Here is a 24,715-nt window from a genome sequence, read left to right as displayed (position 1 = left end):
TTAAAACAAAAATGTATTCCTGATATTTGTGCTTTAAGAGAACAATACATTCAGCCTTGGATCAGATACCCCCTCATCAAAATAAGTCTCTCATAGACATTCCCGGAGAAGAATGGAAAGACATCCCCGGTTTTGAGGGATACTACCAGGCTTCAACAAAGGGAAGGATAAAGTCTCTTGACCGTATCATTCCGCATCCCCGTTTGTATCAGCAATTCGTTACAGGACGCATATTAAGTCAGAAGGTCAATAAAAACAGGAATGTGAAGACCGGGGAACCCACCATTGACTTAGGGGTGACCCTGGCTTTAGAAAATCAACAATACTATACCAATACCCGCAGGCTCATTTATAAAACGTTTATTGACCCCCATCTTGATTACAAGAAAAATGGGGTATATGTAATCAATAGTGATGGTGACGGCTATAACAACCAGCCTGAAAATTTGGCCTTAGTGACCAAAAGTGAAAAGCAATTGCGAGCTGTTGCACGGGGGAGGGTGCTGCCATCAATCCTAAAAACGGCTGATCGTTCCAATTGGAAAAAGAATTATTCCACCAGTAAACCAGTTGCACAATATGATCTGAATGGCAACTTTATCAAGCAATATCCGAGCATCAAAGAAGCATCCCGTCAAAATAAGATTGACGATAAGGCCATTATCCAGGTGGCGAAGGGAATTTACCAGCAATGGAATGGCTTCGTGTGGAAGTATTGCTAACGGTGAATTTGTGACTGTCTCAACTAAGGGGTACGGGGATCTCCCCGCAAGATAGTGTGTCAACCGACGGAAAGATAGCAATCTGTCACCGGAGGGACACACTATCTTGCAAATAAGTGAATGATAAGGTTGGCTGTTCAGGTTCAATTTCGTTTTCGTGATATTCACTAAACCAAAATTTTGTTTTCCGCAAAAAACCTTAATCCATACCAGCATTCCCCAATTTTTTTTCTAACACTAATCTACCCACGCTCGGAAACTCTTTTAATTGGAAGTATTTTATTCCCTCAAAATTATACATAATAGAAATTATGTATTAACAACTTAGATTAAAGCTACTTTTGTAAAGTTGCCTTTAAATATAGAAACAAAATCCAAAATACTATTCCGCGTAATAACAAATTATCAAGAAATATTTATAAGTTTATAAATCAAATTATCAGTTAGTTACGTTTATACATAAGAACTTGAATTATAGTTCGTTTCTTAAATATGGCCGAAAATATAAATATCCCTGCTATCCACGACGACGATTTGAAATTATTGTTGATAAAACACGGATTATACGAAAAAATATTGAAAGGTAAAGTGTACTGTTATATGAGTGACGAGGTTATCACTTGGGATAATATTTACGGTATTTTTGAAGTCAATGGGGAAATTAAAATAGTTTGTGATAGCGTGGATTGCATTGATAAACTTAGTAAATCATAGATGGATAAACTTGTACTTGCTATTCTTAAATATGGTCTTTTACCTGCATTTCTCTGTGTAATTATATTCTTAATTATCCAAGACCCTACACGTGCTTACAAACTCAGGACATTATTAATGTCCCCGTTTTATAAATTATTTAAGTGGTTTAAAAGAGAATTTATTGCCAATGAAGTTGCCGGAACATTAACACACTTTTTTACAAAAGTGTTATCCATGAAAACTTCTTACCCACTAAAATTTAAAATAAATTGGGTTAAAACAGACGATAATCCAATATTGAAAAGTGGGAAGTTAATTATTCGCATGAGGAAGGACGAAGATCAAACTAAAAACATCCTTACGGCTACACGTTATGCTTTAACTAAAATAGTCTGCCCAAACTTTAGGCACAATATTCAACCAGCCTACGTTACAGCAATTGATTTTACTTTTTTACATAAATTGGCTGATGGATTAGGCAATCATGGAAAAGCCATTTTTAGACAATACTTTCTAAATCCTGAAGTTGAAAATGATCCACAATTTGTCGATATATTAAAGAAATTTCTTGTCCTTGATAAGTCAGGATTATTTTCATCTATTTTAATCAATGAACTTGACCATGTAGGTGAGGGGCTCTTTGGTGATGCTGATACTAATGATAGGACAGGTGCTTTAATAAAGTTTGTTGAGTTTTTAACACATATCGCAGAGCGTGAAATAGGCGAGGATAATCAATTAGAACATTTTTCTGAAACATTCAAAGTAAGTATTATTTTGCTTGCCAGAGCGATAATGTCGTCAAGAAAAGGGCTATATCCATATTTAAAACGTTTAAATATTAATCTTGAAAAAGGTTCTGATAGTATTTATGTGGTTGCATATCCCCCTGCCTTTGATTTTTTGGGCAAATTTGTTAAAGTTCTTGACGGCAATCAAAGAGTTTCAATTGACAGAATCGATCGTTCAAAAGATAAAATTCTTTCCAAGTCTAACGTAAGTATATGTTGCTTAAGAAGAAACAAGCTTTATTCCAATGAAACGTTTTTGAAAAAAGTACAAGCAAGCAATATGGTAGCTGGAATGAACGTGGATGGCAGTGTGTTTGATTGTTCAACTGAAATAGCGCTGGTTACGTTCCTTGGAGTTGATGCGACTATAGTTCAATCCGATTGCTCATGGTTAAGTTTTCATACCTGTACTGATATACTTTCGGTTGGCAAAAACTATCCGTTTACTATAAAAAACATTGATCTCGATAATTGTAACATTACTCTTAGCTTAAAGGCTGCTCAACCTCATCCATGGTCCGTAATTCAACACCCCTTGGTAAATGATATTATTGATTTGGAAATTGTTTTTTTAGATAGCGTAAATTTAAAATGCTTGTATAGAAATACTATTGAAGTAATTGCACCAATAAAAGAATTATCATGGAACGGAGAAGATTACGACACTAATTTAATTGCAATTGGAAAAACCATTAATTGTAAGGTTTTAAGTGTGGATGACGAAAATAAAACTATTGTAAGTAGTCCAAGGGCACTGATTGAAGACCCATGGCCTAAAATACACGAAGCGCTTGTTATTGGTACAAATTTTAACGGGAAGGTATTGCAAATTGACGAAAATTTTGTAAAAGTGTCGCTTGAAAATGGTCTGGTTGGTAGGATACCTGGTTCATCTTTTACCAAAGCAGGTTACGAATATGCGAACTATATGGCTAATCTTGTAATAGGACAGGTTTTAGAAGTGATAGTTACTAAGGTATTTATAGGCCAACAATGGATTAGGTTAGATTTGAAAAGAAACGTGAGGCCAACCCACCCACCCAATATCAACCCGCCTAATATTAACACTCAAAATAAGCCTAAAAAAAAACATCAGACAAAAAAAGTATAGTATAGATGACAATTAAATCATTTGACGCAAATCTTTAAGACAAAATATTCTTTAAATTACAGCTTGTAATTTCTTTTCTATTTCAATGAGTGGCTCTTCTTTTGCCATTCAACGCAAATATAATAGGCAATCCATCCAACCCTATATGCAATGTCATCTCTGTAATTTATTGCATTGGGTATGTCGCCATTTTGGGGTTCAATACCCATTTTTGCAGGATGGCAATATCCTATAAAATGCATGTACTCATGACAAATATTTACCGCTAATCTATATTTCGTTTCTAACTCATGCATATTGCAAGAATCAGCAAGGTAATATGTCGTAGTTTCATGTTCTTTGTTTTCCCACTCTGGACAAGTATGACCAAGAGGGCCACGACATTCACCCTCCTCTAAATTGAAAGATAATAATGCACTAGGATTTTTAAAAAGTCGTTGCAATACTTCTTTACCTGGGATGCGAGTTTTTCTTGAATAATCTAGCGTTTCACAAGTTAAACAGTGGTTTGGATATACAAATGATAAATCTTTTATTGCATTATAAAATTCCGTCGAATTAAAAATTTGGGACGCCAATTCAAACGCTTGTTCTGATTCAATTTTGTGTGCATTATTTTTATAATTATTATCGTGTAATAGCGACAATTTTATTTTTGGCTGATCTTTTGCGTTTAAAAAAGCCAGCATTGCAATTGAAATAAATAAAATAGTGGGTTTCATAGTACAAAGAATTTTAATATTTAGTTTAGGTTAGGTTAATTTCAATTTGTTAGTCAAAAAAATAATGCACAAATATTTGATGAATGAAAAGATATCAATATCAAAACGAGTCTGGATATTTATACTCTTTTAAAAAACATGACAAGGTTGGTGTAAATGTTATTAAATCAATTAATTATCATAAACCTACAACTTGTATTTAGATATTATTAATAATATTAGTAAAAATTAATCACTATCTAGATTTACCTTCTAATGCCATATTTCTTTCATCTCTGTCTTGCTGCCACTCTCGCACCGCCTGTATTTCTGCTAATGCCTGATCTTCGTCGCTTCGTTCAATTGGTAAGCTTTCAAATTGCTTATCTGACAAAAGTCGGGAAAAGCGAAACTTTAATCCTTCGTATTCTATACCTGTCGGCTTGCTGTTGCGCTCATAATGATGGAGTTCCCTGTCACGCAAAAGGGCTAAAAACTCCTGCTGACTTGTTGCTTGGGCAAAACACTTATTTACTGTATCAATGATCCGTTCGCGTTGGGCGGCATGCCATTGTACATGACTTTTGTACCGCTCTCCCTTGCCATGCTCTGGCAGGCTCTCGGTAAGTTCGGGATACTTATGTTTATGATATTCCTGAAAGGATACTTTTAATTCATGCAATTTTACTTTGGACATGCCAAAAGACTTGCCTGTTCTAAAATGTAGCCCTGATGTGCAGAAATGCACATGGACATGCTCTTTATCCCGATGAACGGCACCGATCATAATGCCCGTTTCGCCTCGCAGCCTGATATATTCGTGTACAAAGTCATCAATCATTTCCTTTGTAATAACTGCACTATCTTCATAAGCAGAAAAAGAAAGGATTTCATGAAAGAGATATATCTGATCAGAACGAGATTGCTTCCTTATGGCTTCATTTTCGATAAATTCCTGCACATAACCATCTACCGTATCAGAACGCAGGTTGTGCGTGTAAACCTCTGCCTTGCCCAATTTTGCTTCATCTAGAATGTACTGAATAAGGCTTCTATACGATGGAGTGTGCCGCGAAAGGATTTTGACGATTGCCATAAATAAAGATATGCAGTGGCCGGCGTATAAAAAAACCAACGCGTGTGCGTTGGTTGGATTTGTTTTCAATTTATTTTTTCAAGAACTGTTCAAATTCCTTGGGAAATTTGGTTTGCGGCCAGCCCTGTTGTAGGGTTTTGACGGTAAGCAGATATGCTTCTTTCCATGAGCCATTAAAGTTATAGAGATCAGGAAAGTTTTCAGCATCTTCTATCATCCAAAACTCAAACTGTGCGGTGCCGTCAGTTTTCAAATTAAGGCCGATAATTTTGTTCTCATCTTCATCCTTCTTGCTATATTGAAACGAGGGGACGAAGGCTACTTTGATGATGACATTTCTCCTCCAGAAGTCCTTATCTTCTTCTGCATCAATCCATCCCGCATTCGGATAGTGTGTATTACCATTTTTGGGGAGATTTTTAAATAAAGCAATCCATTTTTGCAACTGGGGCCATATAGCTTCAATGTCAAAAATTTTTATTTCGAATTCTTCGCTAAGGGGGAACTTTTCATTTAGGAGAGTTTCGCACGAGGGGAGGCTGGTCAGAAAGTTACCTAAAACATCACGTTCCTTGGAAGTTAAACACTTTTGATTATAGATTTTGTTTTGCGCCTTTTTTAGGATTGCTGCATTTTGTACTGTTAGAGTTAACATTGGCATATTTCGGTTATTTAGTGACCCGAAATGCCATTTATTAAAATAGCCCTAAAAATCTCCGGACACTAAACGACCTTGATTTAAAGAGCTTTTACCTGGTGCTGATTATAGCATATTATAAAGTTTCTGGCAAGATATACTTACTATTAGTATGATGTTAACAAACGACTTATAAATTGCCCATAAGCGTCCTACATTTGTTAAGACTCTTTTGTGCCCACGTAAATTTTAACTTTTTTTGCTCATTCATTTTAATAGAGAAAATGAATAGCTCTTCAGCTTCAACAAGGTCACTCTTGGGCTTGTTACCTAAAATTACTTCATCCATTATGAAAAGAGCTAGGTTATGTGAAAAAATAGGATGGTTTTTATCAAATTCATGTTTTGCGTCTGAGGATAAAATGAATGCTAGTCTATATTCCTTTTCCGCCATAATAGAATTTGCGTCTATTTCTTTAAAACAGGTACCAAGCCAACAATGTGCAAAGGGATCATCAAAATTTAAATCTATACTCATATTAAACATATCATATATTTCTTTGCTATCCGTAATACCATAATTTTCTTTCCAATCGAGAAACATTAGCCTTGCCATATTGCTATAATATTTACTTTTCATAATTGGGTCGTTATCAAGATTGAAGCCTTGGAAAATCTCATCCAGGCTGGCTAAACTCCCCTCACTATTACCCCCTATAGAATGCAATGTATTTAACAACTCTTCTTTATATAAATCTGAATTTATACCGAAATAGGTTTTTAGAAATTTTAAATTTGGTTTAAGTAGCCGGACAATTTTTTCAGGTAATAATTGCTTTTCGCTTAAACTTTTTAGGTATGAAAAGCTATTCAATGCATTAAGATAATTGGTGTACTCTTCCTTGTATTTCTTATTCGAACTACTTGCACTAATAGCCTCTTTGTAATAAAAGTCAGCTTTTTTGAAATTTTCAATAGTATTTTGTGACAAAATCCTGGCTATTTGGATGATATGATCGGCAACACCTCTCGAGCAATGAAAAGAATCAATTGCATATTTTGCAGCTATATCAAAGTTTTTTCGATCATGTTCAATCCAGGCAATTTGCCGAAGAGCAAATGAATATTCTGAATCGATTTCATTAAGGATATGTTTATATATGCTAATAGCTTCATCATCATTACCTATAATTCTTGCCACCATAGCCTTGAATGTCAAAAAATTTAAGAATAATTCTTTGTCAAAAAAGGTGGCATGGCTATTTATGATCAAAATAATTTCATTAATTAAATCTTTGTCTCTTTTTAGAATTGTTATAAACAACTGAGGGAATTCCTCGTCGGAAAAACGATTTAAAAAACGGCGCGCTCCGACAACATCATCTCCGATTACAGTGAATATTTTCTTTACATAATAGTAACATTGAAATTTATCTATTATAAAAGTTCGATAAAGTATGTCTGCAATTATGACGTGCCTCGAAGCTAACCCAATGTTATCATTAATAATCAGGTCTTCCGTAGTCGTTTTATAATCTGATAGATCTAATGCTGTCTCGAAAGACATTGATGACATAAATAAAGATTCGGGAATCTTAATGTACCATTTATGCCAGAAGCATATGTTTAAATATGCCTCTTTCCCAATTTTTGAAGGAATATTTTCATACTCTTCGAGAATAATATCGTAGAAGTTCTTCCCATACCGTGTCTGGAGCATAGCTATCAATAAATGCCGACCGGAGGAATTTTGGCAAATCTCTAATCGTTCATGTCTTGATAATGATGCATTTTTTACGGTTAGGTCACCATGCTCTTCTAAATCAATCATCTTATCAACAATCGTGTTACACTCAATGTCGGTCAGTGTTGTGAGCTGAAAATAAAAGAAATTACGGTTAGATGTTATCGCTCTTATTTTATTTTTGACTTGGTTCCATCTGTTGGATTGTTCACAAAATAGCCATAAGACTTTTTTATCTAAGAAACTTTCCGTTATACTTTTTAAGTTAATTTCTTCTCTAAAAATACACTCAGCTACACCATCTATTATGATTATACAATCATCCACATGTTTTATAAATAATTTAATTTGTGTTTGTAAATTATGGCTACGGTGATCTTCAATCCAGTCGCTATTTAATGTAAAAACCTGTTTGCCTTTGCCAGCCAAATTAAATCCAATTCTATTTATTAAAATAGATTTTCCAGTTCCTCCGGGGCTACTTATTATAATAAAAGAGCTTTCGGTTTGCTCTTCGTGTCTTTTGAGGACATCTGCAATTCCGTTTTTATTAAAATAAATGGCTCTTGGGAAATCGAAATCAGCTGCCAGATCTTCATAGCGCACTGGAAAACCGTCATAAAATCTATTAGCATTATGACTGCGTCTATAAGTTGAACCAATTCTGCTAAAATTTGTATTCTCCAAAATATAGGTGATGAGTTCATTGTCATCAACCGGGAGAACTATTGAGGTGGTCCTTATTTCATGTATCCAATCTTCTTCTTTTTTACTTGCTAAAAATGGATGGTTAATAAGGAATTGGTAAATAGTTACTAACTTCTCTTTATCTATGCCTTTGGTCCATTTTTTATTTTTGCGATTCTTACCTGGAAAACATAATGTACTCAAGAAGTTTTCATGTATATCTATCTGATAGGTTCTTTTTATAGCTGAAGCTAGACTTATGTAATTATTAGGTATCGAATTGAATAGCCTTGGTTTTAATCTGTTTGTTACGTTAGTGACATCCTTTCTAAAGTACTCCTGAACTAATGTGAAAAATAACACATGTATTTTCTCAGAATACAGAGTCGAATCAAACTGATCATTAGGAATAAAATACTCTAAAATATTAGGGACTTTAATTTTCGACATGATAAGGCTAAAAAAAAGGCTAAAAAAATAAAAAATGGCTAAATGGTAGCTATTCAAATAATAGATAAAATTGCAACATGGACTTAAAAAAACAATCATGAAGCCAATAAAAATAACTAAAAACCAGATAGATAGCAAATCTATTCGCTTTTGTTTTTCTACCGACAACCGTCACCTCAATTTAAACGAATTGATGAAAAAGGCTTTTGTAGCCCCGCAAGATCCTTCTACCGAGATCAATCCAATAACGCATACTAAAAACAATAAAGATGGAAAAAGTAAAAATAACCTCGATTGATAACAAGGTTATCAATGCACTAATAGAATACCCTGATATTCTCAATAAAATTATCAACACACAAACAATATGGTATCCGGAGTGGCGGCACTTCAAAATCATTAGGATAAATGAGGAGTTCTTGCTATTTGAAAAAAATAGGATGGTATTTCGTAGTTCATCATACGATGTAGTAAAAAACAGCTTGATTGAACGATTCCACTTTTACGAACTGGAACAAAAAACACCCATCGCCACAGATTATCAAATAGGTAACAGAAAGTAGTAAGCTGTTACTAAATCATCACTTACAACGGATGCCTTACGGTATCCGGCAGTTTAATAACCAATTTCTAACAACTTTTTAAAAAGCTGACAAGGCTTTCATGGAATTGCTATGCCCATTAATGAATAAAATACGCAAATATTTAAAACTCAACAATAATGAAAACAATTGAAAAAAAGCTGTATCACAGACCTGAACTCGACACTTTTCTGGCAGAAAAACTTAAAGAGATCGGACAACATGTTATTATCAATGCGGAAAGCTACGCCGTACGAAACAAGCCCTCTTTGGCGGAGCAAAATATCAGTTCCTACTATCAGGAAGACCACCTCAAATACCAGGAACTTATCGGCGAGATCGGCATACAGCTTCAGGTAAAGACTTTGATATCTGAGGTGATTGAAAATGACCAATTAACAGAACGGCAGGTGCATGCTCTTCAAAACAAGGTGGTGTCTGCCAAAGAAAAGCAAGTAGCGATAGAACGTGAATTACAAACAAAACAGCCACCGACCTTTAGTACGAAGCGCATTGTCATGGTGTGGCTACTTATAAGCGTTCCGTTATTGGCTGATGGCCTGTTCTCGATGGGAGCGTTTGAAAGCTATGGATACACTTACTTGGAGGCTGCAGCAATAAGCTTGCTATTTGCTTGCTCGCTCACCTTATTGGCCCACTTCTTTGAACGACTTGTCGCTTTTGGGAAAAACCTCTGGCAGCGAAGAGTAATTGCAAGCGGTATATTGATTGGCCTTGCTATCATCTTTTACTACATGGCAAGCGCGCGGGTACAATATCTTGCACAAGCGATCTCAACATACAATCATGGTGCAACCTTGTATTTCAGTCCTTTGCCATTCGCGATATTATCATTACTGTTTTTTGTAATAAGTGTTGCCATCAACAAATTTCTGTATCCAAAACAGGAACAACGCATGGAAATGCTCAGGTACGAGCAACAGAAAAAAGCGGCGGCAGACAATAAGGCGGAAATAAGTCGCCTGGAGCAAGAGATTGAGACAGTCAAGCAATCCAATGCTGACTTGCGCCATGTAAACGGTTCCATTGTCGAATACGGATGCAAGGCAGAGGAAATAGTCATTGCTTCCGCCTTTCGGGGATGGGCTCTCTGGCGAAAAACGAACCTGATGCGGCGCCAGGATAATGCCAGGCCAATAGGATTCAATTCAGACGAATACCCGTTTGGCTTCATAACAAATTTTAAATCCTTAAATCTTTTTTAAAATGAACTCAACAATCAAATATGCAGTATTGGCAATGAGCATAACACTCAGCGCTTGTAACAAGCCTAAAGCAGTCTATGATACAACCATGACGGTATTGGTAGATCAAACGGACAGACTCCCGGTATATCCAACAGTTGATATGCTTCTCGCACCATTCAACCTTGACCAAAACCCTGCTCAAGGAATAGAAATTAAATTATGCGCAATAAGCGACAAGGATGTAAACAAGACCGAAACTGTTTCGCTTCCCAAAGAAGATGTCTGGCAGGGTAATCCTATCATCAGGCATGCACGCATTGAACAGTTCAAAGAGGAGTTGCAAAAGCATTTGTCTTCCCTTGATAGCATCAGAACCTTTCAACATTCCATTATATTCAGAAACATAGCCGAACAAGCAACCTTGCTATCTAAACGAGACGTTCAACGCCGCATTCTACTCATTTTCAGTAATCTGATGGAAAATAGTGAGGTTAGATTTTACAATCCTCAAACGCTGGTGCTCTTGGAAAAAAGCCCGAGCTTGATTGAAAAGCAATTGGAATCAACTGCCCCGTTGCCTGACCTGGCCGGGGAGCAAGTCTGGTTCCTATATGCACCCTACAGTTATCGGCAAAATTACGCATACATGCGGGTTGCACATTTTTACGAGAACATCTATAGGGCTCATAACACCACTGTGCATATCGAAACTCAATTTATGCCGCTATGAAAGTCATTCTGCAAATTCTCAAATTTCTTTGCTTTAGCATCCTTGCTGTGGCAGAGTTTCTATTAAAAATGGCATTGGATATTGTTTTACAAGCAAAAAAAGCATTTCAATAAAAATTCTCATGAAAACAGTAAATTCCATCATATTATTTTGCATGCAAGGTCTTGCGATGCTGATTGTAGAGTTCTTTCAGGCATTAGTGATGCTACTAAACAAACCGGGCGGTGAAAACGCATCGTTTAGCAGCACCCTTTCTATAGCTAGTCCATTTGGAAAAGGCCTGTGGATTGGAAAAAATCGAAGGCTATCACGCAGGCAGTCGATGGCCAATGCAGTCATATACGGACCCTCGGGTAGCGGTAAAACCAGTACCTTGATTTTTCCAAATTTATTCAGTTTAAAGAAGTGCAGCATGCTTATAACGGATGTCAGCGGAGAACTGCTGCGTGGTGCGTCCGGCTATCAATCAAAGCATTTTAAAATACTGCCGATACATCTGTCCAACCCGTCAATCGGCAACGGGTATAATCCGATAATAAATACAGAAGACCCTAATGATGTGCATAAGATTATTGACATCTTGGTTGCTTCAACGCTGGATGCCGGTTCAAAAGGCGACAAGTTCTGGTCGCTGTCGGTGAAAACGATTTTAGTATTAATGGCTAAGTTGACACTATATCAACCCGAAGAGCACCGCAATTTTGCCAATATCCTGCACCTCATCCATTGCCTGTCTTCCCCTACATTGTCAAAAAAAGTGGACGAGCTGGTAGCGCAGACGGGTGATAAAAAACTCATCACCGAATACCTTTCTTTTATCGGAAACTCCGAAAAAACCATGCAGAATATTTTGGCATCCGCCAAAGCAGCCCTGGTTATCTTCTCAGATTCCCATATTGCAAAAGCCACGGCAACAACCGCCAAAATTGATTTTAATCAATTAAGAACGGTGCCAACGGCAATCTATCTTTTGGGAACCGTCGGGACGGCGGACTACACAGCAGTTTTGACGGGGATGTTCTTTCAGCAATTCTACGCGCATGCTTTATCCCGGATACCGACTAAGAAAGAACTGCCGATACATGTAATTTTAGAGGAATGCGCTGCCTACTATATCAAGATTTTACCGCTGGCGTTGAGCAACGGAAGAAAGCATTTTTTATCGACGCTTGCCTGCCTGCAAAGCGTCACCCAATTAAAATCCCGGTACGGGGACGAAGCTGAAAATATTACGGCAAATTGCGCAGTGAAGATTTTTCTTCCGGGAAATACCTCCTTAGACGTTTTGCGTGATATCGAGGCCCTGAGCGGTACCTGCACTTATGTTGACGAAAAGGGTCGCGAAAAAACAAAACATCTCGTCACGGCCAGCGAAGCCCGATTATTGCCTAAGAACAGATCGCTCATTATTGCTTTAAATGTGCCAATAATCAAAGGGTATCTGTCTCCGTACTGGCGTAATTTAAATTTCAGGCGTTACGCCAGTATTCCCCCTATTTCATTAACAAGCACTGCCGTTGATACTGACATCCCATTCTTAATATAAATGAAAATCCGGAGCAAAGCCTTGTATGACTATCTCAAAGAAGCCGGTGTGCTGAACGGCACACCGGAAGAGATAGCCAGTGCAAAGCACCAATACCGGACACAATACAAAAAGCAATGGAAGCAGCAAAAACGCCCCCGCAAGGAGCTACGGATTGACGTCACCTTGAAACAATTTGCAGCCATCAATCGCAATGCTCTGGAAGCTGACCTATCACGCACCGCATACGCACGCAATATTATCCTTGCGGCAACGGGATCGGAGAAATTCATTCCGCATAAGGAACAACTGCTGGAAATACTGCAATTGGTTAGCATGGCTGCAATTGCAGCGGCTAAAAATAACGCTCAACTGTCCCGGCTGTCCGAATGGCTGGAACAGGCGGAAACGATGCTCATGCAATATCTCAAACACACAACTTAATAAATAAAATCATGGAAAAGCACGCACCACAAGAAAAAGACAAAGACCCATTAAAAGAGGATACACAGGAAGCGGATAGCCTATGGGTATCTGACGAGCCGTATGAAGAAATGAAAATCATGGGGTTCATCCCCTTAGAGCCTGAACCTGTCGAACCCGAAGAAGGATTAGAACTACCCGAAGCGGCAGACCACATAATCGCATTTCTCAACAATGAACATACTGTTAAGCAGGTGGAATACATCTTGGAGATGGAAGAACGGTCGGGCATTCAATTCAATGATTATGAAGAAGCATGGGAGTGGGAGCAAGACCCGCACCATCTCACCGAAGAGGAGCAATTGCGATACATCAAGGAATTGGAAGAGCGGGCAGATTGCGTATTCGACGATCTAGACGAAGCAATGGAATGGGCACGAACCAATTGTGAGGAATACAACATCGAGGAGAACGAAGCGTACGAAAGCGAGCTGAGGGAAGAGGATATAGGCGAAGATGAAGAACGGATGCGCCGAGAATTTGAATACATTATGGAAATGGAAGAACGGGCAGGCATTCAGTTCGATGATTATGAAGAAGCCAAGACATGGGAACAGGCTGAACATAGCAAAAAGGATTTATCATCACATGTAGTACGCGACAGTGGGCTGAAGAATAAAGAAATAGAGGCCCTGCGCGATATGAGTGAAATCAGAGAGAAAAAGCCTGAAAAAGCGTTCAACAGATCAGAGCAAATAGAATTACAAGATGCCCCGGCATTAACACTAAAAAAAGGTAGCCAAAAGCAGATTTCAATTGAAAATGAAATGAATGAATTGGAGGAAGAAATTAAAAAAGTACAGGCAATGGAAATATTAGACGAAGCTCAGGTACGTGAAATTGAAGTACGAATCTTGGACCTTGCACGAAGAACAGGGATGGATGACTTGAAGAAATACGGATTCAATCTGGAGCGGTAACTGAAAGTTAGACTGGCACTGTATACCAGATTTGCAGCGGCAAGTGGAACTGCCCTTAACAGATGAAGAGGCCGGGGAAGTGGTTGATATGATATTTACCCTATCAAAATGAATGCTGGATTATCGAAAAAAAGTAAGATTACTCCTGAAAAAGCGGTAGAAATACTGAAATCGGGAGGCATGATTGTTACAATAGAAGAGGCGAAAAATATTTTGTACTTACTAACTATTTTAGCTAAATTAGAGGTGAAGCTATATTTAAAAAAATGAAAGTTGCCGATTTATATATTAGGGTAAGTACCGATGAGCAGGCTGAGAAAGGATATTCCCAGCGGAGCCAGGAAGAAGTTTTAACCAGGTATTGTAGTGTTAAGGATATAAAAATTAGAAGTATAATTTACGAAGATTACTCAGCTAAAACATTTAAAAGACCTGAATGGCAAAAGCTTTTGACCACATTAAAAAAAAAGAAAGGCCATACTGACTTAGTTTTGTTCACCAAGTGGGACCGTTTCAGCCGAAATGCTGGTGATGCTTACCAAATGATCAATATACTTAAGGGGTATTTTGTAGAACCACAGGCAATAGAGCAACCGCTTGATATGTTTGTACCGGAAAGTAAATTAATGTTGGCTATCTATCTTGCTCAACCCGAGGTTGATAATGACCGGAGAGCCCTCAATACGTTTTATGGGATGCGCCGGGCACGAAAAGAAGGGCGCTGGATGGGACAAGCGTTAATCGGTTATGAGAATAGAGTCGATGAACGAGGAAATAAATTTATTTCTCCGAAAGAACCTAACGCCACAATTATGAAATGGGTGTTTGAACAACTTGCAACCGGTGATTTTTACATAGATCAAATTTGGCGTGAGGCACGGTTGAAAGGACTTGAAATGGGACGGAAGAATTTTTGGAAGGTAATCCGAAACCCTGTTTATTGTGGTAAAATTGTAATTCCGAAGTTTAAAGATGAAGAAGCCTATTTAGTGTCAGGGCAGCATGAGGCTCTAATTTCGGAAAGTCTTTTTAATGAAGTTTTAGAAGTACTCGATGGCAGACGAAAAAATAATAAGGTAAAAATCCGTTCTATGGATGAGCTTCCATTGCGGGGATATTTGATTTGTCCAAAATGTGGGCTGATGTTGAGTGGAAGTGCTTCCAAGGGTAAAACCAAATATTTCCACTATTATCATTGCAACTCAAAATGTGGCGTCAGGTTTAATGCGAAGACTGTTAACGATAAGTTTATAGACCTCCTTAAAAAACATGCACTTAATCCAGCTGTATGCGATTTGTATAAAGCGTTAATTATTGAAGCTTATGAGCAGGAGGTAGGTCAGGGAAAAAGCGAATTAATCTCCTATAAAAAACAGCTTTCGGAATATCACGATAAAATCAATAAGGCACGGGACTTATTACTAAGTGGAGATCTGGATGGAGCTGACTACAAAAAAATTAAAAATGATTGTGAAAGACAGGTCTCAATTTTAGAAGGAAAGCTGTTTGATTTGTCTGGGAAAACGGAGAGTATTGCACCCCTTTTAGAAAGGGCATTAAGAAATATTGCAAAATTGCCAGAATTGTATCAAGGTGCTGATTTAGAGGGTAAAAGGTATATAGTGAGTTCGATGTTCCCTGAAAAATTGACTTTTGACGGAGAGGAACATCGAACTCTCCGAATGAATGAGGCAATCTGCGTTTTTGATACCGTAAAGGCCGTTTTTGAGCAAAAAAAAGACCGCAAAACAGGTGTTAAATCTGATTTGCGGTCAAAGGTGACCTGGGAGAGGATCGAACTCTCGACCCACTGATTAAGAGTCAGTTGCTCTACCGGCTGAGCTACCAAGTCATTTTTTTACCGGGATGCAAATATGCGAAATATTTTCTTATTTCGAACGTCGGATTTTTGATTTTGGAATTTAGTGTTAAAAAAGAGAGTTGAATCATTCTTAACGCTCAAAATCCGAAATTGCACATCCGAAATCCGACATTATGCCATAGCATACAATTCATTACGTTGTTTCTCAATTGCCTCGCTGTTGATATATTCGTCATAGCTCATCAGCTTATCAATAGTGCCCGCTGGGGTTATTTCAATTATACGGTTTGCCACTGTTTGCACCAGCTCATGATCTCGTGAGGTGAACAGGATGGTTCCCCTGAAGTCTTTCATGCCATTATTAAGCGCTGTGATCGATTCCAGGTCGAGGTGGTTGGTTGGTTCGTCAAACATTAGTAGGTTGGCCTGTTGCAGCATCATACGGCTAAACATGCAGCGCATTTTTTCGCCACCCGAAAGCACATTGCTCTTTTTCAATACTTCTTCGCCCGAGAAAAGCATCCTGCCTAAAAATCCGCGGATAAACTGGTCGTCTTTTTCGCCTGGAGAATACTCGCGCAGCCAATCGATCAGGTTGTCATCCTTACCTTTAAAGTATTCGGAGTTGTCAATCGGGATATCTGCCGCGTTGATGGTAACGCCCCATTTAAATTCGCCCTTGTAATCGGTGTCACGTCCGGTTAAAACGTTGTACAGTGCAGTGGTTGCCAAACTGTTTTGCGACAGGATGGCGATTTTGTCACCCTTGTTTACCATAAAGCGGATGTTGCCAAACAGCAATTCGCCATTTAAGGTTTTGCTCAGGTTCTCTACCTGTAATATCTGGTCGCCTGCTTCACGGCCAAGGTTGTTAAATATAATTCCGGGGTATTTACGGTTTGATGGCTGGATCTCGTCCAGATTAATCTTATCCAAAGCTTTCTTACGGCTGGTAGCTTGTTTTGATTTAGAGGCGTTGGCGCTAAAGCGACGGATGAATTCCTGGAGTTCTTTTACCCTATCCTCAGTCTTTTTGTTCTGATCAGAGCGTTGTTTTAAAGCCAACTGACTTGACTCATACCAGAACGTATAGTTACCGGTATAAATGGTCATCTTAGCAAAGTCAATATCTACAACATGCGTACAAACGGTATCCAGAAAGTGCCTGTCGTGCGATACTACCAGTACAATAGCTTCATATGATGCCAGGAAGTCTTCCAGCCAGGTTACGGTGTGGATGTCCAAATCGTTGGTAGGCTCATCCAGTAATAAAATATCAGGTTTACCAAACAATGCCTGTGCAAGTAATACACGTACTTTTTGGGTATTGTCCAGGTCCTTAACCAGGCTGTAGTGAAATTCCTCTTTTATCCCTAAGTTGCTCAACAGGGTAGCTGCATTGCTTTCGGCATTCCAGCCATCCATTTCAGCAAACAGGTTTTCCAGTTCGCCGGCACGCTCGCCATCGGCATCACTAAAATCTTCTTTCAGGTAAATGGCATCCTTCTCCTTCATTACGGCGTACATTTCCTTATGCCCCATCATTACGGTTTCAATTACGGTAAATTCATCAAATGCATAGTGATTTTGACTTAAAACAGCCATACGTTCACCCGGGGTAAAGCTTACTGAACCGCTGCTGGGATCAATTTCGCCCGAAAGTATCTTTAAAAAAGTAGACTTGCCGGCGCCATTAGCCCCAATAATACCATAACAGTTACCCTGGGTAAATTTCAGGTTAACGTCTTCAAATAATGTGCGTTTGCCGTAGCGTAGTGAGAGATTGGATACCGTGATCATGCTAATTCCTGTACTTTAAAGTGCAAAAGTACGTTAAATCCTTCAAAAATGGCGCCTGCACACTTTAATAGTACCAACAGGCACCATTTTTGTTTTAACCATAACCAAGGGTTTATAAATAATTCTTATAGGTAATTAAAGGTTGATATTGTTGACATTGTTGATAAGTTAATAAGTTTTTGAAAGATAATAAACTATGCATCAATATATTTACGTTATATATCTATATTTGCATTAACCAATAGTTTATAAACCGTTATGGCATTATTAATCGCACTGCTGATTGTAACGAATGTGCTGGTTTTTATTAGACAATTAGAGAAGAGGAAAGAATATTAACTGCCCCTAATTAATTGCTTTTATAAGCCCGCATTTTTATTTAATCACAGAAACAAGTGCTGTGGTCTCGTGGTCCGCCAACTTTTGTAATGGACCCGAAGCTAGCATTTTTAGCATCATGTTCAGCTCTGCTGAAATGGTGAACGTAACCAGCGTGTCTGCACCATTTGTAGCCAGCTCCCATTTTAATTCCATGTCAAAAGGTGGCTTTTGATCAGGGATGATAACTATTTGGCTATTTTCTGTTCGGCTATTTATTTTAAGGCTGATACTGCCCATGTTTTGAATAGCAAAGGCAGCTGTATTAAAAGTTGATGTCCAGTTCTGAATATTTTCGGGCATTAATTGCTGATGATTGTTAAAATCAGACAAAAAATTATAGATGGTATTTGCAGGAAGATTGATAGTTGCTTTACTTTCAAATGTAGTCATCCGGTTAATTATTTAGCTATTTATAGAGTTGTGTTGCTGGGCGAAAGGAAATTAATTATTTGCCCCATGCAGCCGGATCTTCTCGCCATTGTTCTAATAACTGCACATCCTGTTTTGAAATGTATTGATTTTCGCTGGCGTATTTTATTAAAGCGCTATAGTTTGATAGAGTATAGAAAGGACAATTTGCTTGCTTGAAGTTTTCAGTAGCAATATCAAATCCATAACTAAAAATAGCTACAAGTCCCGCAACGTCATAATCAGCTGCGCGTAAAGCATCAACAGCTTGTAAACTGCTTTTTCCGGTTGAAATAAGGTCTTCCACAACAATTACCCGTTTGCCGCTTAATACTTCGCCCTCAATTAAATTACCTGTACCGTGATCCTTTGGTTTTGAGCGTACATAAATGAATGGTAAACCTAATTCCTGCGCTATTAATACACCTTGTGGGATACCTGCTGTGGCTACGCCTGCAATACAACCAACCGGGCCAAATATATCCTGAACTAAACTGGCTAACTGCTGCCTGATGTAAGTACGGATAGTAGGATGAGATAGGGTGATGCGGTTATCACAATAAATTGGAGATTTCCAACCAGAGGCCCATGTAAAAGGATTGTTAGGTTGTAATTTTATTGCTTTAATTTGCAGCAGAAATTCAGCTACCTGTTGCTCTGTCTCAGTATTATTTATCATGGCTCAAAAATACAGAATTTATATCAACGAAAAAGTGGTCCTTTTAACAGAATCAACACCTAAAATGGTTGAAGACTACGAAAAGATCGATGCAGATGTATTTGATCTGAAAGTTATTTACACCTGGGTACTCAATCATAAAAGGAAATTCTTTTATGTTTTATGTAAAGATGCCAAGTCTTTTATAAAAACGGTAGCTAAAAGTGTTACCCTTATTGAAGCAGCAGGCGGCCTGGTAAAAAGCGAAAACAACACTTTCTTATTTATCTACCGCAATAATAAATGGGATTTGCCAAAAGGTAAAATTGAAAAAGGCGAAAAAGTAAAAGAGGCTGCCGTGCGCGAGGTGGAAGAAGAATGCGGCATAAAAGTAAATAAGCTTGAAGAAAAAATATGTAAAACCTATCATGTTTACATTTTTAAAGGCGATGTAGTATTAAAGAAAACACACTGGTTTATGATGCGGTGTAAAGGGCAGTATAAACTAAAACCTCAAAAAGAAGAGGGGATAACTGATGTGCGATGGTTCAATAAAGAGCATATTGAGCCTATTTTAAAAAATACATTCCCCTCAATTATTGATGTGCTGGTAAAAGAAAAGCTGATTACAGGAACGCCAGTGCTTCTTTAGGGATAAATTGGGTTACATCCCCATTGTAGCGCATAATTTCGCGAACAATGCTTGAACTTATAGATGAATAACCAGGTTTGCTCACAATAAATATGCTTTCAATTTCGGGTGCAAGAGAATGGTTCATCTGCGCAATGGCTTTTTCGTATTCAAAATCAGATACTGTACGGATACCTCTGATCATATAGCTTGCACCGATGCTCTGGCAAAAATTAACGGTTAACCCCTCGTAAGCTATAATATGAATACGCGGATCCGATTCAAAAACAGCACGCAGTATCTGTTCTCTCTTTTCAATGCTTAATAAACCGGCTTTTGAGCTATTTACGCCAATACCAATATAAACCTTATCAAACAAGCCTACTGACCTTTTAACAATATCAACATGTGCTTTGGTAACCGGATCAAATGAACCAGGGAAAAGTGCTATTTTCATTAGCTTGCAGGATGATTTATGTTCACAAATTTATAAATCATTATTCAATATTCTTCAATTAAAATTATAGTTATAAAGTAGTAGCGAATCTGCAACCTTATCCGTAAAGTATCGTATTAACGGTTGATTTTGCAAATGGTTACAAGGATATGGAAGATGCCCTAAGAGGATAACCATATAAGGTGCTGCAGGATACAAACCCCGATTAAGTTAATTAAAAACTATAAATATAACCCGGATAGCAAGGTCAGATCTGTGCAGTTTGATTGGTGCTTTACGTGCTGTGTAACAAAATACAAATGAAAACTGTACTTATTCTGGGTGCCACGTCTGATATTGCTGTAGCTTTAGCCAAAAAGTTTGCTGAACAACAATATAATATCCAGTTAGCCGCCCGGAAGCCTGCTCAGCTTAAATTATTACAGGCAGAAATAAAGATCAGTTACAAAGTAAACTGTACTATACATGCATTTGATGCCATTCAATATTATACCCATCATGAATTTTTTGGAAATCTGATACCGAAACCCGATGTAGTAATATCGATTTTTGGAGCAACAGAAAATGAATATGAGGCATTTAATGATTGGGACATTGCTCAGCGCATGATTAATACCAATTATACAGGTGTAGTATCCATACTTAACATTGTATCAAAACATTATATCGGGCAAAAAAAAGGCACTATAATAGGTATAAGTTCTATAGCAGGCGATAGGGGGAAAGCAAGCACACTGGTTTATGGTAGTTCAAAGGCAGCTTTAAATACTTACCTGTCCGGCTTGCGTAATAAGTGCTTTAAGGAAAACGTACATGTTATGACAGTAAAACCAGGATTTGTTAAAACCCGGATGACTACCAGTTTTAAATTGCCCAAAATACTTGCAGCCACTCCAACAGAATTTTCACAGATCCTTTATTGCAGCTATCAGCAAAAGAAAGATGTGGTTTACGTTAAATGGTTTTGGAAATATATAATGCTGATGGTGAAATGCATTCCAGAGTTTCAATTTAAAAAGATGAAGTGAATTAAAATTCCATCAATTTATTAATAGCCGCATATTGCAAAAGCACAATAGTTTTTCCATCCTTTATTTCACCAGTTGTTATCATTTGCAAAGCCTTGGCAAAGGGTAATTCCATTACTTCAATGTTTTCATTTTCTTCGTGTACCCCACCGCCTTCGCTAACTTTCATCGTTTTGCTGTATTCGGCCACAAAAAAATATAAAAGTTCAGTCACGGAACCGGGCGACATGTACGCTTCGAATACTTTTTTTACATCCGTTATTTTGTAACCGGTTTCTTCCTCTGTTTCACGACGGATGCAATCTTCGGGGTTGTCTTTGTCTAATAATCCAGCGCAACATTCAATTAAAAGTCCCGTTGGGTTGCCATTTATATAAGTTGGCAGTCTGAATTGCCTCGTTAAAATAACCGTTCCCTGCTGTTTATTATATAATAATATGGTGGCACCGTTTCCCCTGTCGTAAGCTTCACGGTGCTGTATTAAACTTGACCCATCTGGTTGGTGGCTTTCAAAGGTTACTTTTTTCAGGGTGTACCAATTGTTTGAAAGTATTTCGGTGTTAATAATATTGATTTTCATTTATTTTGATTTAATTTGATCGATATTGATTATATTTGATCAAATTAAAGCTTTTAATAATGAACTTTCAAAAAAGAAAGCAAAAAATATTAAGTCAACTGGATAAATCAGGAGAAGTAGATGTAAAGCAACTGGCTATTGATTTGCAGATTTCTGAAATTACTGCCCGCCGCGATTTAAATCAATTAGCTGTAGATGGTTTGCTGTATCGCACCCACGGAGGAGCAATGAAGGTTAATCCATTAGAAAAGCCTGTAGGCTTTGTTAATAAAACTGCTCAAAATGTGGCAGCAAAAGATAATATCTGTCGTAAGGCAGCAGAGCAGATAAGTGATGGTGATATTATTTTTATGGACTGCGGGAGTACCATTTTTCGCTTGTGTCAGTTTATAAAGAATAAAAAAATTAAAGTAATTACCAATTCCCTGCCGGTTATTTATGAGCTTCAAAACTGTGCCGTATCATTAAATATAATAGGGGGTGAATTGGATATTGAAAGGCAGGCAGTTCATGGCAGTATAGCGAATGAGCATATTGCCCGGTACAGGGCAGGTAAAGCTTTTTTGGGGGTTGATGGCATTTCGGAGAATGGACTTTTTGCCAATAGTGAAATGGAGGCTGCTATTACAACTGCACTTGCCAAACAAAGTAATTATACCTATTTGCTATGTGATAACAGTAAAGTTGGAAGGGAGACGTACTTGAAATTTGCAGATCTCAGTTTGGTTAATTGTATTATTACAGATGCAGAAGAAAGTAAATTAGATGGCTTTAAAGAGCAGGGTGTGGTTGTTATTACTGTTGGTCAGTAACATCCGGTGCTTTAAAAAAGGAAAATGCCGAATAGCCGTATTGGCGTTGTTCAACAAATGTGGGGTGTTTGCTTAAGTTTTGCATGGACTGATGTTCTACTATCAGTAAACCTCCTGGAAGCAATAAGTTTTTATCGAAAATAATGCCGGGTATTTCCGGTATCCTATTCAAATCATAGGGCGGATCAGCAAATATGAGGTCAAACTGATCTGTTTCCAATTGAAGATATTTGAAAATATCATCCTTAAAAACTTTTATCTGCGTTAGGCCATGCTGACGGGCTGTATCCTTAAGGTAGTGTACACAGTGGATGCTGCGATCAACAGAAACCACTTGTTCAGCTCCCCGTGAAGCAAATTCCATTGATATATTTCCTGTGCCGCTAAAAAGATCAAGCACACGGATACCTTCAAATTCTATTTGATTTTGCAGAATATTAAACAACGCTTCCTTCGCCAAATCAGTTGTGGGGCGTACAGGCAAGTTTTTTGGCGGGTTAAGCCTTAATCCTTTTAAAGAGCCTCCGATGATTCGCATAATGATAAAGCAACAAGTGCCAAAAGTTTATGTGAAGCAGTTTGTCCGGTAAGTTCAGCTACTTTTAATCCGTTTATTTCAATTTTGGGATAAAAGTCGGTTAAGCGCGTCAGGTAAGCATCGCCATAAACAATATCACCACTTACTACAAGTGTAGTGGCCGATGAGCGTAAATTAAGTTCTTCGGCAACAAACGCAGTAAAATAAACCAGTTCATCAGGGTTTTTAAACTCAAACGTATTGTAGAAACGCAGTTTGTATGATGAAAAGTAAAGAAATTGGACATAATCCTTACCTACATTTAAATATAGGTTACTATCTGGCGGGCTGCTCTTTGCAATAGCTTTTATCCAGCCTTTGGCGGCATGTACCGTATTTTGCAGGCCGAATTTTTTAACTGCTGAAACCAATTGTTCATCGGTTTTGTAAATAATTACATTTTCTTCATCCAGTGTTTGAGCAAAAACCTTTTCGGTTTCTTTTACATCCAGAAAGCGGGCAAAGTCACCAACATGTTCTTCGCTAAACAGGCTTTTAGGTACCAGGGTTAAACCTGTTGCAGGCAAGCCAATAACTACCTTATTATAAGTTGCCGATAACAGATCTGTTAACAATTTAGGGTGAGCAAGCTCATCAAGATCGCAATTAAGATTAAATGTTAGTAAACGGTTGTCATGAACAACGGCATAACTAAAAGAGGTTGGTTCAACCTGTATCAATAGGGTATAACTATAAGCCTGGTACAGGTTAAAGCTACTATCGGTGTTATTGTTATAATTTTCGCTCATGCGGTTACGCAAAAGTAATATTTTTTGGTATAAAAAATCATGGTATCAATTAGTTCAATTTATACGGAAATTAATATCGAAAAGAAACTGTTTTTAAAAAGTATTATCTTCAGCCACTATAATAACCCCTGGCATTTAATTCTGTTTGATGAAAAAGATACATGAAAAAATAAGGCATACCATTTTGTGGTTTATTGATCAGTTGTATCCTCTTTTCAAAAAGCTCATGTCACTACAAACTTTCAGGTATGCAGCCAGTGGCGGGGTAAATACTTTTTTGGATATTGCTTTGTTTGCTATTAGCTATAACCTTATTTTAAAGAAGCACAACCTTCATCTGGCGCCATTTACCTTAAGTCCGCACATAGCATCTTTGTTTATGGCTATGAGTATTTCATTGCCTGTGGGTTTTTACTTAAACAGGTATGTTGTTTTTCAACAATCCGGCTTAAGAAAAAGAAGCCAGTTGTCCCGTTATATTTTGGTAGTAGCAGTTAGCATATTTTTGAATTTTGTTTTCCTGAAACTATTTGTCGATTACCTGCACTGGTATCCCACCATTTCAAAAATTGTAACTACCATAATTGTAATTGTGTTTAGTTATACCAGTCAAACATTTATCCTGTTTAAGCAAAAGCACGCCGTGCAAAATCTTAACTGATTAGCTTGGCTTAATTAATGGTGATATTGCCATATCATCTTATGGATGTTAATTAATTCATAAATTTAC

At 37.7% G+C, this 24,715-nt stretch carries 27 protein-coding genes and 1 tRNA gene; 16 read left to right on the top strand and 12 right to left on the bottom strand.

Translation table 11 applies throughout. The features are described from left to right. Nucleotides 1-56: 56 nt before the first annotated feature. The 3 genes from JN11_RS19290 (at nucleotide 57) to JN11_RS19285 (ending at nucleotide 3,320) form a co-directional block, all read left to right on the top strand. On the top strand, nucleotides 57-722 hold the full coding sequence (locus tag JN11_RS19290; protein ID WP_170227800.1) for an NUMOD4 domain-containing protein: 666 nt from the start codon (nucleotides 57-59) through the stop codon (nucleotides 720-722). Between the two features lie 492 nt (nucleotides 723-1,214). Further along, nucleotides 1,215-1,436 carry a hypothetical protein gene (locus tag JN11_RS24525; RefSeq protein WP_170227799.1) on the top strand — a complete coding sequence of 74 codons (222 nt, stop codon included), beginning with the start codon at nucleotides 1,215-1,217 and terminating at the stop codon, nucleotides 1,434-1,436. Next, the gene (locus JN11_RS19285; protein WP_144915187.1) at nucleotides 1,437-3,320 is read left to right on the top strand and encodes a hypothetical protein; all 1,884 of its coding nucleotides are present in this window, start codon (nucleotides 1,437-1,439) and stop codon (nucleotides 3,318-3,320) included. A 77-nt stretch (nucleotides 3,321-3,397) separates the two neighbouring features. Here JN11_RS19285 and JN11_RS19280 read toward each other — a convergent pair whose 3' ends face one another. From JN11_RS19280 to JN11_RS19265, 4 genes are all read right to left on the bottom strand, one after another. Next, nucleotides 3,398-4,042, bottom strand: a complete 645-nt coding sequence (locus JN11_RS19280; protein ID WP_144915185.1) for a hypothetical protein — start codon at nucleotides 4,040-4,042, stop codon at nucleotides 3,398-3,400. A gap of 235 nt (nucleotides 4,043-4,277) precedes the next feature. Continuing rightward, nucleotides 4,278-5,186: a relaxase/mobilization nuclease domain-containing protein gene (locus JN11_RS19275; protein WP_144915184.1), complete on the bottom strand. Its 909-nt coding sequence runs from the start codon at nucleotides 5,184-5,186 to the stop codon at nucleotides 4,278-4,280. Between the two features lies 1 nt (nucleotide 5,187). Further along, nucleotides 5,188-5,772: a hypothetical protein gene (locus JN11_RS19270; protein WP_144915182.1), complete on the bottom strand. Its 585-nt coding sequence runs from the start codon at nucleotides 5,770-5,772 to the stop codon at nucleotides 5,188-5,190. 172 nt (nucleotides 5,773-5,944) lie between these two features. Next, nucleotides 5,945-8,635, bottom strand: a complete 2,691-nt coding sequence (locus JN11_RS19265) for a P-loop NTPase (protein ID WP_144915180.1) — start codon at nucleotides 8,633-8,635, stop codon at nucleotides 5,945-5,947. Between the two features lie 97 nt (nucleotides 8,636-8,732). Between JN11_RS19265 and JN11_RS19260 the strand changes: the two genes are divergently transcribed. The 9 genes from JN11_RS19260 to JN11_RS19230 all read left to right on the top strand — a co-directional run bounded on the left by JN11_RS19260 (nucleotide 8,733) and on the right by JN11_RS19230 (nucleotide 15,896). Then, the gene (locus tag JN11_RS19260) at nucleotides 8,733-8,933 is read left to right on the top strand and encodes a hypothetical protein (protein ID WP_144915179.1); all 201 of its coding nucleotides are present in this window, start codon (nucleotides 8,733-8,735) and stop codon (nucleotides 8,931-8,933) included. After that, nucleotides 8,905-9,198 (top strand): hypothetical protein, encoded by a 294-nt coding sequence (locus tag JN11_RS24520; RefSeq protein ID WP_170227798.1) that lies wholly within the window; start codon nucleotides 8,905-8,907, stop codon nucleotides 9,196-9,198. Before JN11_RS19260 ends, JN11_RS24520 begins: the two co-directional genes overlap by 29 nt. A gap of 158 nt (nucleotides 9,199-9,356) precedes the next feature. After that, complete coding sequence (locus JN11_RS19255; RefSeq protein ID WP_144915177.1) at nucleotides 9,357-10,442, top strand: hypothetical protein; 1,086 nt, start codon at nucleotides 9,357-9,359, stop codon at nucleotides 10,440-10,442. Nucleotide 10,443: 1 nt separating this feature from the next. Beyond that, nucleotides 10,444-11,154, top strand: a complete 711-nt coding sequence (locus JN11_RS19250) for a hypothetical protein (protein ID WP_144915176.1) — start codon at nucleotides 10,444-10,446, stop codon at nucleotides 11,152-11,154. Nucleotides 11,155-11,275: 121 nt separating this feature from the next. Beyond that, complete coding sequence (locus tag JN11_RS19245) at nucleotides 11,276-12,700, top strand: type IV secretory system conjugative DNA transfer family protein (protein ID WP_144915174.1); 1,425 nt, start codon at nucleotides 11,276-11,278, stop codon at nucleotides 12,698-12,700. Continuing rightward, entirely contained in the window at nucleotides 12,701-13,123 is a 423-nt protein-coding gene (locus JN11_RS19240) for a hypothetical protein (protein ID WP_144915172.1), read from the top strand. An 11-nt stretch (nucleotides 13,124-13,134) separates the two neighbouring features. Next, the gene (locus JN11_RS19235) at nucleotides 13,135-14,082 is read left to right on the top strand and encodes a hypothetical protein (RefSeq protein ID WP_144915170.1); all 948 of its coding nucleotides are present in this window, start codon (nucleotides 13,135-13,137) and stop codon (nucleotides 14,080-14,082) included. Nucleotides 14,083-14,190: 108 nt separating this feature from the next. Further along, nucleotides 14,191-14,352, top strand: coding sequence for a hypothetical protein (locus tag JN11_RS24515; RefSeq protein ID WP_170227797.1), 162 nt, complete (start codon nucleotides 14,191-14,193; stop codon nucleotides 14,350-14,352). Next, the gene (locus JN11_RS19230) at nucleotides 14,349-15,896 is read left to right on the top strand and encodes a recombinase family protein (protein WP_144915247.1); all 1,548 of its coding nucleotides are present in this window, start codon (nucleotides 14,349-14,351) and stop codon (nucleotides 15,894-15,896) included. The genes JN11_RS24515 and JN11_RS19230 overlap by 4 nt, the downstream gene beginning before the upstream one ends. Here JN11_RS19230 and JN11_RS19225 read toward each other — a convergent pair. From JN11_RS19225 to pyrE, 4 genes are all read right to left on the bottom strand, one after another. Next, nucleotides 15,862-15,934: transfer RNA gene (locus JN11_RS19225), tRNA-Lys, on the bottom strand. The two genes, JN11_RS19230 and JN11_RS19225, sit on opposite strands and share 35 nt — an antisense overlap. Nucleotides 15,935-16,075: 141 nt before the next feature. Continuing rightward, nucleotides 16,076-17,704, bottom strand: a complete 1,629-nt coding sequence (locus tag JN11_RS19220; protein WP_144915169.1) for an ABC-F family ATP-binding cassette domain-containing protein — start codon at nucleotides 17,702-17,704, stop codon at nucleotides 16,076-16,078. A gap of 375 nt (nucleotides 17,705-18,079) precedes the next feature. After that, nucleotides 18,080-18,475, bottom strand: a complete 396-nt coding sequence (locus JN11_RS19215; protein WP_144915167.1) for an SRPBCC family protein — start codon at nucleotides 18,473-18,475, stop codon at nucleotides 18,080-18,082. 55 nt (nucleotides 18,476-18,530) lie between these two features. Next, on the bottom strand, nucleotides 18,531-19,172 hold the full coding sequence (pyrE, locus tag JN11_RS19210) for an orotate phosphoribosyltransferase (RefSeq protein ID WP_144915165.1): 642 nt from the start codon (nucleotides 19,170-19,172) through the stop codon (nucleotides 18,531-18,533). Between pyrE and JN11_RS19205 the strand changes: the two genes are divergently transcribed. Beyond that, nucleotides 19,171-19,803 (top strand): NUDIX hydrolase, encoded by a 633-nt coding sequence (locus JN11_RS19205; RefSeq protein ID WP_144915163.1) that lies wholly within the window; start codon nucleotides 19,171-19,173, stop codon nucleotides 19,801-19,803. The two genes, pyrE and JN11_RS19205, sit on opposite strands and share 2 nt — an antisense overlap. Here JN11_RS19205 and coaD read toward each other — a convergent pair. Further along, nucleotides 19,778-20,239 (bottom strand): pantetheine-phosphate adenylyltransferase, encoded by a 462-nt coding sequence (gene coaD, locus JN11_RS19200; protein ID WP_144915162.1) that lies wholly within the window; start codon nucleotides 20,237-20,239, stop codon nucleotides 19,778-19,780. The two genes, JN11_RS19205 and coaD, sit on opposite strands and share 26 nt — an antisense overlap. Before the next feature lie 299 nt (nucleotides 20,240-20,538). Here coaD and JN11_RS19195 point away from each other — a divergent pair, with 299 nt between their 5' ends. Then, a complete protein-coding gene (locus JN11_RS19195) occupies nucleotides 20,539-21,267 on the top strand; it encodes an SDR family oxidoreductase (protein WP_144915160.1) in 729 nt (242 codons plus the stop codon). Nucleotide 21,268: 1 nt separating this feature from the next. Here the strand turns inward: JN11_RS19195 and nudK are convergent, their stop codons facing one another. Next, complete coding sequence (nudK, locus tag JN11_RS19190; RefSeq protein ID WP_144915158.1) at nucleotides 21,269-21,847, bottom strand: GDP-mannose pyrophosphatase NudK; 579 nt, start codon at nucleotides 21,845-21,847, stop codon at nucleotides 21,269-21,271. Between the two features lie 59 nt (nucleotides 21,848-21,906). On the opposite strand from nudK, the gene JN11_RS19185 reads away from it, so the two are divergent. Beyond that, the gene (locus JN11_RS19185; protein ID WP_144915157.1) at nucleotides 21,907-22,659 is read left to right on the top strand and encodes a DeoR/GlpR family DNA-binding transcription regulator; all 753 of its coding nucleotides are present in this window, start codon (nucleotides 21,907-21,909) and stop codon (nucleotides 22,657-22,659) included. Here the strand turns inward: JN11_RS19185 and JN11_RS19180 are convergent. Next, nucleotides 22,643-23,197, bottom strand: coding sequence for an RsmD family RNA methyltransferase (locus JN11_RS19180; RefSeq protein WP_144915155.1), 555 nt, complete (start codon nucleotides 23,195-23,197; stop codon nucleotides 22,643-22,645). The two genes, JN11_RS19185 and JN11_RS19180, sit on opposite strands and share 17 nt — an antisense overlap. After that, nucleotides 23,173-23,985: a DUF3822 family protein gene (locus tag JN11_RS19175; RefSeq protein ID WP_144915153.1), complete on the bottom strand. Its 813-nt coding sequence runs from the start codon at nucleotides 23,983-23,985 to the stop codon at nucleotides 23,173-23,175. The genes JN11_RS19180 and JN11_RS19175 overlap by 25 nt, the downstream gene beginning before the upstream one ends. Before the next feature lie 148 nt (nucleotides 23,986-24,133). Here JN11_RS19175 and JN11_RS19170 point away from each other — a divergent pair, with 148 nt between their 5' ends. Then, entirely contained in the window at nucleotides 24,134-24,646 is a 513-nt protein-coding gene (locus JN11_RS19170; protein ID WP_246139058.1) for a GtrA family protein, read from the top strand. Nucleotides 24,647-24,715 lie beyond the last annotated feature (69 nt).

It is taken from the genome of Mucilaginibacter frigoritolerans, assembly GCF_007830615.1.
Lineage (GTDB): Bacteria > Bacteroidota > Bacteroidia > Sphingobacteriales > Sphingobacteriaceae > Mucilaginibacter > Mucilaginibacter frigoritolerans.
The sequence above is the reverse complement of the archived record's forward strand: the minus strand, read 5'-3'. Positions and strand labels throughout refer to the sequence as shown.

What these genes read in the sequence shown, in the direction of transcription:
- JN11_RS19255 (WP_144915177.1), top strand. Translation starts at nt 9,357, where the DNA reads ATGAAAACAATTGAAAAAAAGCTGTATCACAGACCTGAACTCGACACT.
- JN11_RS24525 (WP_170227799.1), top strand. Translation starts at nt 1,215, where the DNA reads ATGGCCGAAAATATAAATATCCCTGCTATCCACGACGACGATTTGAAA.
- nudK (WP_144915158.1), bottom strand. Translation starts at nt 21,847, where the DNA reads ATGAAAATCAATATTATTAACACCGAAATACTTTCAAACAATTGGTAC.
- JN11_RS19180 (WP_144915155.1), bottom strand. Translation starts at nt 23,197, where the DNA reads ATGCGAATCATCGGAGGCTCTTTAAAAGGATTAAGGCTTAACCCGCCA.
- JN11_RS19170 (WP_246139058.1), top strand. Translation starts at nt 24,134, where the DNA reads ATGAAAAAGATACATGAAAAAATAAGGCATACCATTTTGTGGTTTATT.
- JN11_RS19195 (WP_144915160.1), top strand. Translation starts at nt 20,539, where the DNA reads ATGAAAACTGTACTTATTCTGGGTGCCACGTCTGATATTGCTGTAGCT.
- JN11_RS19205 (WP_144915163.1), top strand. Translation starts at nt 19,171, where the DNA reads ATGGCTCAAAAATACAGAATTTATATCAACGAAAAAGTGGTCCTTTTA.
- JN11_RS19245 (WP_144915174.1), top strand. Translation starts at nt 11,276, where the DNA reads ATGAAAACAGTAAATTCCATCATATTATTTTGCATGCAAGGTCTTGCG.
- JN11_RS24520 (WP_170227798.1), top strand. Translation starts at nt 8,905, where the DNA reads ATGGAAAAAGTAAAAATAACCTCGATTGATAACAAGGTTATCAATGCA.
- JN11_RS19230 (WP_144915247.1), top strand. Translation starts at nt 14,349, where the DNA reads ATGAAAGTTGCCGATTTATATATTAGGGTAAGTACCGATGAGCAGGCT.
- JN11_RS24515 (WP_170227797.1), top strand. Translation starts at nt 14,191, where the DNA reads ATGAATGCTGGATTATCGAAAAAAAGTAAGATTACTCCTGAAAAAGCG.
- JN11_RS19285 (WP_144915187.1), top strand. Translation starts at nt 1,437, where the DNA reads ATGGATAAACTTGTACTTGCTATTCTTAAATATGGTCTTTTACCTGCA.
- JN11_RS19220 (WP_144915169.1), bottom strand. Translation starts at nt 17,704, where the DNA reads ATGATCACGGTATCCAATCTCTCACTACGCTACGGCAAACGCACATTA.
- JN11_RS19185 (WP_144915157.1), top strand. Translation starts at nt 21,907, where the DNA reads ATGAACTTTCAAAAAAGAAAGCAAAAAATATTAAGTCAACTGGATAAA.
- JN11_RS19215 (WP_144915167.1), bottom strand. Translation starts at nt 18,475, where the DNA reads ATGACTACATTTGAAAGTAAAGCAACTATCAATCTTCCTGCAAATACC.
- JN11_RS19265 (WP_144915180.1), bottom strand. Translation starts at nt 8,635, where the DNA reads ATGTCGAAAATTAAAGTCCCTAATATTTTAGAGTATTTTATTCCTAAT.
- JN11_RS19175 (WP_144915153.1), bottom strand. Translation starts at nt 23,985, where the DNA reads ATGAGCGAAAATTATAACAATAACACCGATAGTAGCTTTAACCTGTAC.
- JN11_RS19235 (WP_144915170.1), top strand. Translation starts at nt 13,135, where the DNA reads ATGGAAAAGCACGCACCACAAGAAAAAGACAAAGACCCATTAAAAGAG.
- pyrE (WP_144915165.1), bottom strand. Translation starts at nt 19,172, where the DNA reads ATGATAAATAATACTGAGACAGAGCAACAGGTAGCTGAATTTCTGCTG.
- JN11_RS19260 (WP_144915179.1), top strand. Translation starts at nt 8,733, where the DNA reads ATGAAGCCAATAAAAATAACTAAAAACCAGATAGATAGCAAATCTATT.
- JN11_RS19270 (WP_144915182.1), bottom strand. Translation starts at nt 5,772, where the DNA reads ATGTTAACTCTAACAGTACAAAATGCAGCAATCCTAAAAAAGGCGCAA.
- coaD (WP_144915162.1), bottom strand. Translation starts at nt 20,239, where the DNA reads ATGAAAATAGCACTTTTCCCTGGTTCATTTGATCCGGTTACCAAAGCA.
- JN11_RS19280 (WP_144915185.1), bottom strand. Translation starts at nt 4,042, where the DNA reads ATGAAACCCACTATTTTATTTATTTCAATTGCAATGCTGGCTTTTTTA.
- JN11_RS19240 (WP_144915172.1), top strand. Translation starts at nt 12,701, where the DNA reads ATGAAAATCCGGAGCAAAGCCTTGTATGACTATCTCAAAGAAGCCGGT.
- JN11_RS19250 (WP_144915176.1), top strand. Translation starts at nt 10,444, where the DNA reads ATGAACTCAACAATCAAATATGCAGTATTGGCAATGAGCATAACACTC.